At 65.2% G+C, this 12478-nt stretch carries 8 protein-coding genes and 1 pseudogene; all 9 read right to left on the bottom strand.

Annotation, left to right across the window (positions count from 1 at the left end):
- Positions 1-44: 44 nt before the first annotated feature.
- Positions 45-1160 (bottom strand): S-(hydroxymethyl)glutathione dehydrogenase/class III alcohol dehydrogenase, encoded by a 1116-nt coding sequence (locus tag Atro_RS19060; RefSeq protein ID WP_497924794.1) that lies wholly within the window; start codon positions 1158-1160, stop codon positions 45-47.
- 114 nt (positions 1161-1274) lie between these two features.
- Positions 1275-1982: a 2-C-methyl-D-erythritol 4-phosphate cytidylyltransferase gene (gene ispD / locus Atro_RS19055; RefSeq protein ID WP_497924792.1), complete on the bottom strand. Its 708-nt coding sequence runs from the start codon at positions 1980-1982 to the stop codon at positions 1275-1277.
- Positions 1979-2266, bottom strand: coding sequence for a cell division protein FtsB (ftsB, locus tag Atro_RS19050; RefSeq protein ID WP_497924790.1), 288 nt, complete (start codon positions 2264-2266; stop codon positions 1979-1981). The genes ispD and ftsB overlap by 4 nt, the downstream gene beginning before the upstream one ends.
- 117 nt (positions 2267-2383) lie before the next feature.
- A complete protein-coding gene (gene eno, locus Atro_RS19045; protein WP_497924788.1) occupies positions 2384-3673 on the bottom strand; it encodes a phosphopyruvate hydratase in 1290 nt (429 codons plus the stop codon).
- A 40-nt stretch (positions 3674-3713) separates the two neighbouring features.
- The gene (gene kdsA / locus Atro_RS19040) at positions 3714-4559 is read right to left on the bottom strand and encodes a 3-deoxy-8-phosphooctulonate synthase (RefSeq protein WP_497924786.1); all 846 of its coding nucleotides are present in this window, start codon (positions 4557-4559) and stop codon (positions 3714-3716) included.
- Positions 4560-4562: 3 nt separating this feature from the next.
- Positions 4563-6194: a CTP synthase gene (gene pyrG / locus Atro_RS19035; RefSeq protein ID WP_497924784.1), complete on the bottom strand. Its 1632-nt coding sequence runs from the start codon at positions 6192-6194 to the stop codon at positions 4563-4565.
- A 162-nt stretch (positions 6195-6356) separates the two neighbouring features.
- Positions 6357-7664 (bottom strand): tRNA lysidine(34) synthetase TilS, encoded by a 1308-nt coding sequence (tilS, locus tag Atro_RS19030; protein WP_497924782.1) that lies wholly within the window; start codon positions 7662-7664, stop codon positions 6357-6359.
- Between the two features lie 123 nt (positions 7665-7787).
- Positions 7788-8738, bottom strand: coding sequence for an acetyl-CoA carboxylase carboxyltransferase subunit alpha (locus Atro_RS19025; protein WP_497924779.1), 951 nt, complete (start codon positions 8736-8738; stop codon positions 7788-7790).
- Between the two features lie 142 nt (positions 8739-8880).
- A pseudogene (gene dnaE / locus Atro_RS19020) lies at positions 8881-12407 on the bottom strand (DNA polymerase III subunit alpha).
- Positions 12408-12478: the final 71 nt, after the last annotated feature.

The raw sequence follows: 12478 nt of genomic DNA, 5'->3' as shown, positions 1-12478 counted from the left end.
GCAGGTGCGTGGGCGCGATCATCGAGAAGCGAGCGCCGCCCCACTCAGAAGTGGATGACGGTGCGGATGCTTTTGCCCTCGTGCATCAGCTCGAAGGCCTTGTTGATGTCTTCCAGACCCATGGTGTGGGTGATGAAGGTATCCAGCGGGATCTCTCCCTTTTGCGCCTTCTCCACGTAGCTCGGCAACTCGGTGCGACCCCTGACGCCGCCAAAAGCGCTGCCGCGCCAGACCCGGCCGGTGACCAGCTGGAACGGTCGAGTGCTAATTTCCTGGCCGGCGCCGGCCACACCGATGATGGTCGACTCGCCCCAACCCTTGTGGCAGCACTCCAGCGCGGCGCGCATCAGCTGCACGTTGCCGACGCACTCGAAGCTGTAGTCCACGCCGCCGTCGGTCATCTCGACGATCACCTCCTGGATCGGCTTGTCGTGATCCTGTGGATTGATGAAGTCGGTGGCGCCCAACTCTCGGGCCACCTCGAACTTGGCCGGGTTGATGTCGATGGCGATGATGCGGCTGGCCTTGGCCATCTTGGCGCCGATGATCGCTGCCAGGCCGATGCCACCGAGGCCGAAGATCGCCACGGTGGAACCCTCGGTGACCTTGGCGGTGTTGAGCACCGCGCCGATGCCGGTGGTCACCCCGCAGCCGAGCAGGCAGACCTTCTCCAGCGGCGCCTCCTTGGAAATCTTGGCCAGGGAGATTTCCGGCAGCACGGTGTACTCGGAGAAGGTCGAGCAGCCCATGTAGTGGTAGACCGGCTGGCCTTGGTAGCTGAAGCGGGTGGTGCCGTCCGGCATCAGGCCCTTGCCCTGGGTGGCGCGCACCGCCTGGCACAGGTTGGTCTTGCCGGACTTGCAGAATTTGCACTCGCGGCATTCGGCGGTGTAGAGCGGGATCACGTGGTCGCCTACCGAGAGCGAGGTGACCCCCTCACCCACCGCCTCGACGATGCCACCGCCCTCGTGGCCGAGGATGCACGGAAACACACCCTCGCTGTCCTGGCCGGACAGGGTGTAGGCGTCGGTATGGCAGACGCCGCTGGCGACGATGCGCACCAGCACCTCGCCCTTTTTCGGCGGCGCCACGTCCACCTCGACGACTTGCAGCGGCTGGTTCGGCCCGAAAGCGACGGCGGCACGGGATTTGATGGTCATGACAGACAGTCTCGATGCGTGGAAAAGCAGAAGTCTACTTCAGAGCGGATAAGGGGATGACCGTTCGTCCGGAAAAGATCCTCGAGTACACCATCGGCGAGCAACCGCAGGCGTTCAGCCACCCTCCCAGCGCCGGGCCAGCCAGTGCAGATCCTCGGGACGCGTGATCTTCAGATTGTCCGTACGCCCCTCGATCAGCCGAGGAGCCTGCCCGGCCCACTCCATGGCGGAGGACTCGTCGGTGATCGCCACGCCGGCCGCCAGCGCGTCGCCCAAGGCCTGGCGCAACGCACCTAGGCGGAACATCTGCGGCGTATAGGCCTGCCAGATTACCGAACGGTCGATGGTCTCGCGTACCCTGCCGTCAGCACCGGCGCGCTTCAGAGTGTCCCGTGCCGGCACCGCCAGCAGGCCGCCGACCGGATCGTCAGCCAGCTCGGCCAGCAGCCGATCCAGATCGGCACGAGCCAGATTTGGGCGTGCGGCGTCGTGCACCAGCACCCAGTCCGCGACATCCGCGCCCTGTCCGGCGAGCAGTTGCAGGGCATTGAATACCGAGTCGGCACGCTCGCTGCCCCCGGCGGCGCGCAGGACCCGCCCGTCGCCCGCACAGGGCAGCTGCGGCCAGTAGGGATCGCCTGCCGCCAGACTGACCACCAGCCCCTTCAGCCGGGGATGGTCGAGGAAGCAGTCGAGGGTATGTTCGAGAATGCTCCTGCCGCCGAGCGGCAGGTATTGCTTGGGACGATCGGCGCGCATGCGGCTGCCGATGCCGGCAGCCGGAATCACGGCCCAGAAGAATGGCAGGTCGGGAACGTTCATTTGGTCAGCTGATAGAGAGTCTCGCCTTCCTTGACCATGCCGAGCTCATGGCGGGCACGCTCCTCCACGGTTTCCATGCCTTTCTTCAACTCCTGCACTTCGGCCTCGAGAATCCGATTGCGCTCGTGCAGGCGCTTGTTCTCGTCCTGCTGCTCGGAGATCTGTCGCTTCAGCTCGGTCACCTGGGCCAGGCTACCGTCACCTACCCACAGGCGATATTGCAGACTGCCCAGCAGCAGGGCCAACACGACGAAAAGCCAATAGTGACTACGCAGGAATGACATGTCGACACTTCGCTCTGGTAGCGGGGCGCAGGGGCCTCACCAAGCTCCCTGTTCATGGGTTCGCTCGCCATACGAAAAGGGGCAGCTCGCGCCGCCCCTTTCCTGGTGCGCCACGGCTCAGCCGCGGAACTCGGCACGGCCCTTGTACGGAGCCTTCGCGCCCAGTTGCTCCTCGATGCGCAGCAGCTGGTTGTACTTCGACACGCGGTCGGAGCGGCACAGCGAACCGGTCTTGATCTGCCCGGCGGCGGTGCCCACGGCCAGGTCGGCAATGGTGCTGTCTTCGGTTTCGCCGCTGCGGTGCGAGATCACCGCGGTGTAGCCGGCGGCCTTGGCCATCTGGATGGCTTCCAAGGTTTCGGTCAACGAGCCGATCTGGTTGAACTTGATCAGGATCGAGTTGCCGATGCCCTTCTCGATGCCCTCCTTGAGGATCTTGGTGTTGGTCACGAACAGGTCGTCGCCGACCAGTTGCACCTTGGCGCCGATCTTGTCGGTCAGGCCCTTCCAGCCGGCCCAGTCGGACTCGTCCATGCCGTCCTCGATGGAGATGATCGGGTAGCGCTGGGTCAGACCGGCCAGGTAATCGGCGAAACCGGCGGCGTCGAACACCTTGCCCTCGCCGGCCAGGTCGTACTTGCCGTCCTTGTAGAACTCGCTGGAAGCGCAGTCCAGAGCCAGGGTCACGTCGCTGCCCAGCTTGTAGCCGGCCTTCTCGACCGCCTCGGCGATGGCGGCCAGGGCATCCTCGTTGGAGGCCAGGTTCGGCGCAAAGCCGCCCTCGTCACCCACCGCGGTGTTGAGACCGCGAGCCTTCAGCACGGCCTTGAGGTTGTGGAAGATCTCAGCGCCCATGCGCAGCGCGTCGGCGAAGGTCTTGGCGCCGACCGGCTGCACCATGAATTCCTGGATGTCGACGTTGTTGTCGGCGTGTTCGCCGCCGTTGATGATGTTCATCATCGGCACCGGCATGGAGTAGACGCCCGGGGTGCCGTTCAGGTCGGCGATGTGCGCATAGAGCGGCACGCCCTTGTCCTTGGCGGCGGCCTTGGCGGCGGCGAGAGACACGGCGAGGATCGCGTTGGCGCCCAGGCCGGCCTTGTTCTCGGTGCCGTCCAGCTCGATCATCGCCCGGTCCAGCGCCTTCTGGTCGGCCGGATCCTTGCCCAGCAGCAGGTCGCGAATGGGGCCGTTGACGTTGGCCACGGCCTTCAGCACGCCCTTGCCCAGATAGCGCGCCTTGTCACCGTCACGCAGCTCCAGCGCCTCGCGGGATCCGGTGGAGGCACCGGACGGGGCGCAGGCACTGCCGATGATGCCATTGTCGAGAATCACGTCGGCTTCCACGGTGGGGTTGCCACGGGAATCGAGCACTTCGCGTCCCTTGATGTCGACGATCTTTGCCATTGTTGTTCAACACTCCATAGATAGCTGCAAGCGACAGGGTTCAAGCAGTTTCGATTGGCGGGAATTTCTTGACCAGGTCGTCCAGCTGCTTGAGCTGGGCGAGGAAGGGCTCGAGCTTGTCCAGACGCAAGGCGCAGGGGCCGTCGCACTTGGCATGATCGGGATCCGGATGGGCCTCGAGGAACAGCCCGGCCAGTCCCTGGCTAATGCCAGCCTTGGCCAGGTCGGTGACCTGGGCACGGCGGCCGCCGGCGGAGTCGGCGCGACCGCCCGGCATCTGCAGGGCGTGGGTCACGTCGAAGAACACCGGATACTCGAACCGCTTCATGATGCCGAAGCCGAGCATGTCGACCACCAGATTGTTGTAGCCGAAGGAGGTGCCGCGCTCGCAGAGGATCAGCTGGTCGTTGCCGGCCTCCTCGCATTTCCTGAGGATGTGCTTCATCTCCTGGGGGGCGAGGAACTGAGCCTTCTTGATGTTGATCACCGCGGAGGTTTTGGCCATGGCGACCACCAGATCGGTCTGCCGGGACAGGAAGGCCGGCAACTGGAGGATGTCGCAGACCTCCGCCACCGGTGCGGCCTGCCAAGGCTCGTGCACATCGGTGAGCACCGGCACGCCGAAGGCCTTCTTCACCTCCTCGAAGATCCGCATGCCTTCCTCCAGGCCCGGGCCGCGGTAGGAGGTGATCGAGGAGCGATTGGCCTTGTCGAAGCTGGCCTTGAACACGTAGGGGATGCCGAGCCTCTCGGTAACCCGGACGTATTCCTCGCAGACCTTCAACGCCAGGTCGCGCGACTCCAGCACGTTCATCCCGCCGAACAGCACCATGGGCCTATCGTTGGCGATCTCGACGGTACCGACTCGAATAGTCTTCTGGGTCATGGCTCAGGCCTTCCGGGCTTTCTGTGCGAGCGCGGCGTTGACGAAACCGCTGAACAGCGGATGGCCGTCGCGCGGGGTCGAGGTGAATTCCGGGTGAAACTGGCAGGCGACGAACCAGGGATGGTCGGCCACCTCGATCACTTCCACCAGCGCGCCGTCGCCGGAGCGGCCGGTGATCTTGAGGCCGGCCCCGGTCAGCTGCGGCAGCAGGTTGTTGTTGACCTCGTAGCGGTGGCGGTGACGCTCGACGAGCGTCTCCTTGCCGTAGCATTGGCGCACCTGGGAGCCCTGCTCCAGCTGGCAGTCCTGGGCGCCCAGGCGCATGGTGCCGCCCAGGTCGGAGGACTCGCTGCGGGTTTCGGTAGCGCCAGTGGCGTCCTGCCATTCGGTGATCAGGCCAACCACCGGATGGCCGCAGGACTTGTCGAACTCGGTGGAGTTGGCGTCGGCCCAGCCCAGCACGTTGCGGGCGTACTCGATCACCGCCACCTGCATGCCGAGGCAGATGCCCAGGTAGGGCACCTTGTTCTCGCGGGCATACTTGACCGCGGCGATCTTGCCTTCCACCCCGCGCAGGCCGAAGCCGCCCGGCACCAGGATGGCGTCGGCGCCCTCCAGCAGCGCGGTGCCCTGGTTCTCGATATCCTCCGAGTCGATGTAGCGCAGATTGACGCGGGTGCGGTTCTGGATGCCGGCATGGCCCATGGCTTCGATCAGCGACTTGTAGGCGTCCAGCAGCTCCATGTACTTGCCGACCATGGCGATGGTCACTTCCTTCTCCGGATGCAGCTTGGCATCGACCACGCGCTCCCATTCGGAGAGGTCGGCGCTCTTGCACTCCAGACCGAAGCGCTCGACGACGATGTCGTCGAGCCCCTGGGCATGCAGCACCGAGGGAATCTTGTAGATGGTGTCGACGTCCTCCAGGGCGATCACCGCGCGCTCCTCCACGTTGGTGAAGAGGGCGATCTTGCGCCGCGAGGATATGTCGATCGGGTGGTCGGAACGGCAGATCAACACGTCCGGCTGCAGGCCGATGGAGCGCAGCTCCTTCACCGAGTGCTGGGTCGGCTTGGTCTTGGTTTCGCCGGCGGTGGCGATGTAGGGCACCAGGGTCAGGTGGATCAGCATCGCACGCTTGGCACCGACCTCCAGACGCAGCTGACGGATCGCCTCGAGGAACGGCTGGGACTCGATATCGCCGACGGTGCCGCCGATCTCCACCATGGCCACATCGGCATCGCCGGCGCCCTTGATGATCCGCCGCTTGATCTCGTCGGTGATGTGCGGGATGACCTGGATGGTGGCGCCCAGGTAATCACCACGGCGCTCGCGGCGCAGCACGTCCTCGTAGACACGGCCGGTGGTGAAGTTGTTGTTGCGGGTCATGGTGGTGCGCACGAAACGCTCGTAGTGACCCAGGTCGAGGTCGGTCTCGGCCCCATCCTGGGTGACGAACACCTCGCCATGCTGGAAGGGGCTCATGGTGCCCGGATCGACGTTGATGTAGGGATCCAGTTTGAGCAGGGTGACCTTCAGCCCCCGCGCCTCCAGGATAGCCGCCAAGGATGCCGATGCGATGCCTTTCCCCAATGAAGAAACAACACCGCCCGTGACGAAGATGTAGCGCGTCATGAATAACCCTAGAAGTCTGCGTTTAAGCGGCTGGCGCCGCCGGGGAAGCGAAGGAGCAATTGCGCACTGTGCGACAACAGCAAGGCACTACGGGTTCCCAGGCTGGAGTCCGCAGTAGCGATATAAGACGGGAGCGTAGTCTACCGGAAAGGGGTTTTCAGCTCAAACCTCGACATTGCCCGGCGGTCTCCAGAGCAGTCGCCAGGCCCCGTCCGCCGGTCCGTCGAGTCCCGGCAACGCGGCTACGGCGAGCAGCTCGGCGCCGCGGTAGAGCAGCGGCAGACGGCCACGGACGAAGGCCGGCAGACCGCGCTCGTTGAGCAGGCGCTTGAGGTCGCGATGGCCACGCCCCGGCACAGCCAACACTTCGCCACCCTGCCGGTAGCGCACCTCGAGAGGGCCGCCCGGCCCCTGGCCCTGCAACTGCAGGCAGCCGTTGCCCGGCAGCGTCAACGGCCCTGCAGGTTCGTCCCAAGGCAGCGGCCCGACGGGCGGGTGCAGCCAGTCGCCAGCCAGCCACCAGATCCGCCCGGCTCCCCGATGCAACTCGCCTTCGGCCAAGCGCCAGACCGGGGCAGCATTCGGCACCGCATCGCGTAACGCCTCCCAGCCCGCCCAGTGGTCGGTATCCGGCAATGGCGTGAAAGTCTCCAGCCAGTGACGCAAGGCATTGCGTTGGCGCGCCAGCGATAGCCCAAGCAACGGTGTCAGGGCCAGCGACGGCAAGCCGAGCCAGGAAAAATCGCTCTTTCCCCCTGCCGAGGCCAGATCCAGCCGTGCCAGATCGTCCAGCAGCTCCTGCGCTTCGGCCATGTGCGCGGCGCTGCGGGCCATGCTGCGCACGGCCTGCGGCCAGCGCCCGGCAAGCAGCGGCAGCACCTGGTGACGCAGATAGTTACGCGAGTAGCTCAGCTCCAAGTTGGAAGGGTCCTCGACCCAGGAGATGCCTTCCTGTCGGGCGTAGAACTCCAGCTCCGCCCGGGCAACCCCCAGCAAGGGACGCAGCAGCGAGCCATGACCAAGCCGCCGCAGTTCGGGCATCGCTGCCAGACCGCGCACCCCAGCCCCGCGTAACAGGCGAAACAGCAGGGTTTCCGCCTGATCGTCCTGATGCTGCGCAATCAGCAGCAATTCGCCCACTCCCAGCAGCTCAGCGAAAGCCTGATAGCGCGCCTCGCGAGCGGCACGCTCAAGGCTGGCGCCAGCCTCGACGCGAACCCGGAGAATATGCAGGGGAACCCCCAGCCGTGCACAGACCCGCTGGCAATGCTCCGGCCAGTCGTCGGCTGCGGTCTGCAAGCCATGGTGGACATGCAGGGCGGTCAGCGGCGGCAGCTTGTGCTGCCGGCCGAGCCGCACCAGCAAATGCAGGAGGACAGTGGAGTCCAACCCGCCAGAAAAAGCCAGGCGCCAGCCGGGCGCATCGCGCCAGGGGGCCAGGATGGCGAGCAGGCGGGACTCCAGGCTCATGCAGGACATATCACGGAAGCATCAGCCGAACAGACCACTGGGCCGCACACCGGGAGCGGCAGACGCCAGGCCAGCCAGATGCATCCGCTCGCCCCTGCCGGTACACCGCCCGGCCAGCGCGCATCAACCGCGACCGTAGCTCATCAGACGCTCATAGCGCTGCTCGAGCAGCGTGTCGCTATCCAGGCCACGCAGGACATCCAACTGGGCCAGCAGTTGCTGGCGAACGCCCTCGGCGGTAGCCGCTGGATCGCGGTGGGCGCCGCCCAGGGGTTCGCCGATCACCTCGTCGACGATGCCGAGGTCCTTCAGACGCGCGGCGGTAATGCCCATCGCCTCGGCGGCATCGGCGGCCTTCTCGGCAGTGCGCCAGAGGATCGAGGCGCAACCCTCTGGCGAAATCACCGCGTAGGTGGAGTACTGCAGCATGTTCAGACGGTCGCAGACACCGATCGCCAGCGCACCGCCGGAGCCGCCCTCGCCGATCACCGTGGCGATGATCGGCGTCTTCAGGCGCGCCATGACCCGCAGGTTCCAGGCGATGGCCTCACTCTGGTTGCGCTCCTCGGCATCGATGCCGGGATAAGCGCCGGGAGTGTCGATGAAGGTCAGGATGGGCAGCTTGAAACGCTCGGCCATCTCCATCAGGCGGCAGGCCTTGCGATACCCCTCGGGACGTGGCATGCCGAAGTTGCGGCGGACCTTCTCGCGCACGTCGCGGCCCTTCTGGTGGCCGATGACCATGACCGGCTCGCCGTCCAGACGCGCCACGCCACCGACGATGGCGGCATCGTCGGTGAAATGGCGGTCGCCGTGCAGCTCCTCGAAGTCGGTGAAGATGTGCCCGAGGTAGTCGAGGGTGTAGGGACGTCGCGGATGCCGCGCCAACTGGGCGATCTGCCAGCTGCTCAGGTTGCCGAAGATGCTCGCGGTGAGCGCGTGGCTCTTGTCCTGAAGGCGGGAAATCTCGTCGCTGATGTTCAGCGCGTTGTCGTCGCCGACCAGACGCAGCTCTTCGATCTTGGCTTGCAGGTCAGCAATCGGCTGTTCGAAATCGAGAAAGTTCGGGTTCATAAGTTTCCGTCTTGAGTCGACGGCCTGGCGGCCGTTTGCAGTTCCGTTTGGCGCCTTCACCTTAAGGGATCGGGCACCTGGCGTCGAGGATCGGAGCAGTCCGGAACGATCCCCGCGCACGATGATTCCGCCGGCGTTCGTCTCAGCGGTAGTGCAGAAAGACGTTGTCCTTGCCGAACTGGTCACGCAGGGCTTGGATCAGGCTGTCCGCCGGATCGATCCGCCATGCCTCGCCGAACTGCAGCAGGGCGCGCGCCTCACGCCCGGTGTAGTCCAGAGTGATGGGACAGGCGCCACGATGGCGACGGCAGAGCTCTGCCAGCCAGTGCAGGCGATCGCCGGCCAGTGCCTCGCTGGCGACCCGCAGCCGCAGGCTCTCGGCCAGCCCGGTGCGCGCCTCCTCCAGACTCATCACCCGCTTGGCGCGCAGGCGCAGACCGCCGGAGAAGTCATCGTTACTGACTTCGCCCTCCACCACCACCAGAGCATCGGTCTGCAGCAGCGCCTGAGCGCCAGCGAAGGCATCGGCAAACAGCGAAGCCTCAATGCGCCCGGAGCGGTCGTCGAGGGTGATGAAGCCCATCTTGTCGCCCTTCTTGTTCTTCATCACCCGCAGGTTGACGATCAGTCCGGCAACCGTCTGGGTTTCCCGCGCTGGACGAAGCTCGACGATGCGCTGGCGAGCGAAACGGCGGATCTCGCCTTCGTACTCGTCGATCGGGTGACCGGTCAGGTAGAGGCCCAGGGTGTCCTTCTCGCCCTTCAGGCGCTCCTTGAGCGACAGCTCGCGGGCATGACGATGGTTGGCGTAGACGTCGGCCTCGGGCTCGGCGAACAGCCCGCCGAACAGATCCAAATGGCCGCTGTCGGCGCTGCGCGCAGTCTGCTCGGCGGCCTGCACGGCCTCCTCCACGGCAGCCAGCAGAACCGCCCGGTTGCGGTCGAGGTTCGCCTGGTAGGCCCTGGGCTCGTCGGAAAAGTACGGTCCCAGGCGATCCAAGGCACCGCCGCGGATCAGCGCCTCGAGGGTGCGCTTGTTGATCCGCTTGAGATCGACCCGTGCGCAGAAGTCGAACAGATCCTTGAACGGGCCGCCCGCGGCGCGACACTCGACGATGGCCTCTACCGGCCCTTCGCCGACCCCTTTGATCGCCCCCAGACCGTAGACGATGTGCCCTTCATCGTCGACGGTGAACATGAACTCGGAGTTGTTCACGTCCGGTGCGACGATGCGCAGTTTCATGCTGCGACATTCCTCGATCAGGGTCACCACCTTGTCGGTGTTGTGCATGTCTGCCGACAGCACCGCGGCCATGAAGGGCGCCGGGTAGTGGGTCTTCAGCCAGGCGGTCTGGTAGGAAACCAGGCCGTAGGCGGCCGAGTGCGACTTGTTGAAGCCATAGCCGGCGAACTTTTCCACCAGATCGAAGATGTTACCCGCCAGCTCGGCATCGATGCCGTTCTCCGCACAACCCTCGATGAAACCTCCGCGCTGCTTGGCCATTTCCTCGGGCTTCTTCTTGCCCATGGCGCGGCGCAGCATGTCCGCACCACCCAGGGTATAGCCGGCCATCACCTGGGCGATCTGCATCACCTGCTCCTGATACAGGATGATGCCGTAGGTAGGCTTCAGAACCGGCTCCAGGCCCGCATACTGGTAATCGGGATGCGGGTAGGAAAGCTCCGCACGTCCGTGCTTGCGGTTGATGAAGTCGTCCACCATGCCCGACTGCAGCGGGCCCGGCCGGAACAGCGCCACCAGCGCGATCATGTCTTCGATATTGTCGGGCTTGAGCTTCTTGATCAGCTCTTTCATGCCACGGGATTCCAGCTGGAACACCGCGGTGGTCTCGGCCTTCTGCAGGAGCGCGTAGGTCGCCTTGTCGTCCAGCGGGATGAAGTCGATGTTCACCGGCTCCAGGCCTTTCTTCGCCTGTTCGCGGTTGATGGTCTCCATCGCCCATTTGATGATGGTCAGGGTGCGCAGACCGAGGAAGTCGAACTTGACCAGGCCGGCGGCCTCCACGTCGTCCTTGTCGAACTGGGTGACCAGGCCGCCGCCATCCTCGTCGCAGGCGATGGGGCAAAATCGGTGAGCTTGGTCGGCGCGATCACCACGCCGCCGGCGTGCTTGCCGGTGCCGCGGGTGATGCCCTCCAGCTTCAGGGCCATGTCCCAGATCTCCTGGGCCTCCTCGTCGCCCCTGAGGAATTCGCGGAGCATCTCCTCCTGTTCGTAGGCCTTCTCCAAGGTCATGCCGACCTCGAAGGGAATCATCTTCGACAGGCGGTCGGCCAGCCCGTAGGACTTACCCTGCACCCGTGCCACATCGCGCACCACCGCCTTGGCTGCCATCGAGCCGAAGGTGATGATCTGGCTCACCGCATTGCGTCCGTAGGTTTCGGCCACGTAGTCGATGACCCGGTCACGGCCGTCCATGCAGAAGTCGACATCGAAGTCGGGCATGGAGATCCGCTCGGGATTGAGAAAGCGTTCGAACAGCAGATCGTAGGCCAGGGGATCGAGGTCGGTGATCTTCAGCACATAGGCCACCAGACTGCCTGCGCCGGAGCCGCGGCCGGGGCCGACCGGGACGCCGTTGTTCTTCGCCCACTTGATGAAGTCCATCACGATCAGGAAGTAGCCGGGAAAACCCATCTGGATGATGGTGCCTAGCTCGAACTCCAGGCGGTCGACGTAGATCTGGCGCTTTTCCTCGTAGTTGGGCGTGGTCGCCTTCGGCCAGAGCACCGCCAGGCGCTCCTCCAGCCCCTCGTAGGCCACCTGGCGCAGGTAGTCGTCGATGGTCATGCCGGCCGGCACCGGGAAATTGGGCAGGAAGTACTTGCCCAGACGCACCTCGATGTTGCAGCGCCGGGCGATCTCCACGCTGTTTTCCAGCGCCTCGGGCAGGTCGGAAAACAGCTCCCACATTTCCGCTGGCGTTTTCAGGTACTGCTGGTCGGAATAGTTGCGCGGTCGCCGCGAATCGCCGAGGACGCGCCCTTCGCCGATGCAGACGCGGGTCTCGTGGGCCTCGAAGTCCTCCTGCTTGAGAAAACGCACGTCGTTGGTGGCCACCAGCGGGGCGCCGCAGCGCTCGGCCAGCCCGACGGCGGCATGCAAGTACTCCTCGTCGCCGATGCGGCCGGTGCGCTGCACCTCCAGATAGAAGCGCTCGGGGAATACTGTCAGCCACTCCTTGAGCAGCGCCGCGGCCGCGTCGGCATGGCCATTGAGCAGCGCCAGACCGATCTCCCCTTCCCGGGCGCCGGACAGGGCGATCAAGCCTTCGGCGGCCTCCTTCACCCAGTCGCGCTGGATGATCACCAGGCCATCGCCGTGCTGGCCCTCGGTCCAGCCCCGTGAAACCAGCTCGGTGAGGTTGCGGTAGCCCTTGGCATCCATCGCTAGCAGGGTCAGACGCGACAGCGGGCCGTCGGTCTCGGGGCTGGCGAGCCAGAGGTCGGCGCCGCAGATCGGCTTGACCCCGGCGCCCATGGCTGTCTTGTAGAACTTCACCAGCGAGCACATGTTGCTCTGGTCGGTGACCGCCACCGCCGGCATCCCCGCCCCGGCCACCGCCTTGATCAGCGGTTTGACCCGCACCAGGCCGTCGACCAGGGAGAACTCGGTGTGCACGCGCAGGTGGACGAAGGAAACGGACATGGCAGACCTTGACTGACAGGGAAACGGCGGAAGTGTAATCGTCTATGGGCAACCGCTCGCCGCGGGCGTTC

This window comes from Azotobacter tropicalis (assembly GCF_059739045.1).
Note: the sequence above shows the minus strand (reverse complement) of the source record. Positions and strands in the feature narration are given on the sequence as shown.

Bases quoted from the DNA above. Each gene is read 5' to 3' on its own strand.
- Atro_RS19060 (WP_497924794.1), bottom strand. From the start codon at position 1,160: ATGACCATCAAATCCCGTGCCGCCGTCGCTTTCGGGCCGAACCAGCCG.
- ispD (WP_497924792.1), bottom strand. From the start codon at position 1,982: ATGAACGTTCCCGACCTGCCATTCTTCTGGGCCGTGATTCCGGCTGCC.
- ftsB (WP_497924790.1), bottom strand. From the start codon at position 2,266: ATGTCATTCCTGCGTAGTCACTATTGGCTTTTCGTCGTGTTGGCCCTG.
- eno (WP_497924788.1), bottom strand. From the start codon at position 3,673: ATGGCAAAGATCGTCGACATCAAGGGACGCGAAGTGCTCGATTCCCGT.
- kdsA (WP_497924786.1), bottom strand. From the start codon at position 4,559: ATGACCCAGAAGACTATTCGAGTCGGTACCGTCGAGATCGCCAACGAT.
- pyrG (WP_497924784.1), bottom strand. From the start codon at position 6,194: ATGACGCGCTACATCTTCGTCACGGGCGGTGTTGTTTCTTCATTGGGG.
- tilS (WP_497924782.1), bottom strand. From the start codon at position 7,664: ATGAGCCTGGAGTCCCGCCTGCTCGCCATCCTGGCCCCCTGGCGCGAT.
- Atro_RS19025 (WP_497924779.1), bottom strand. From the start codon at position 8,738: ATGAACCCGAACTTTCTCGATTTCGAACAGCCGATTGCTGACCTGCAA.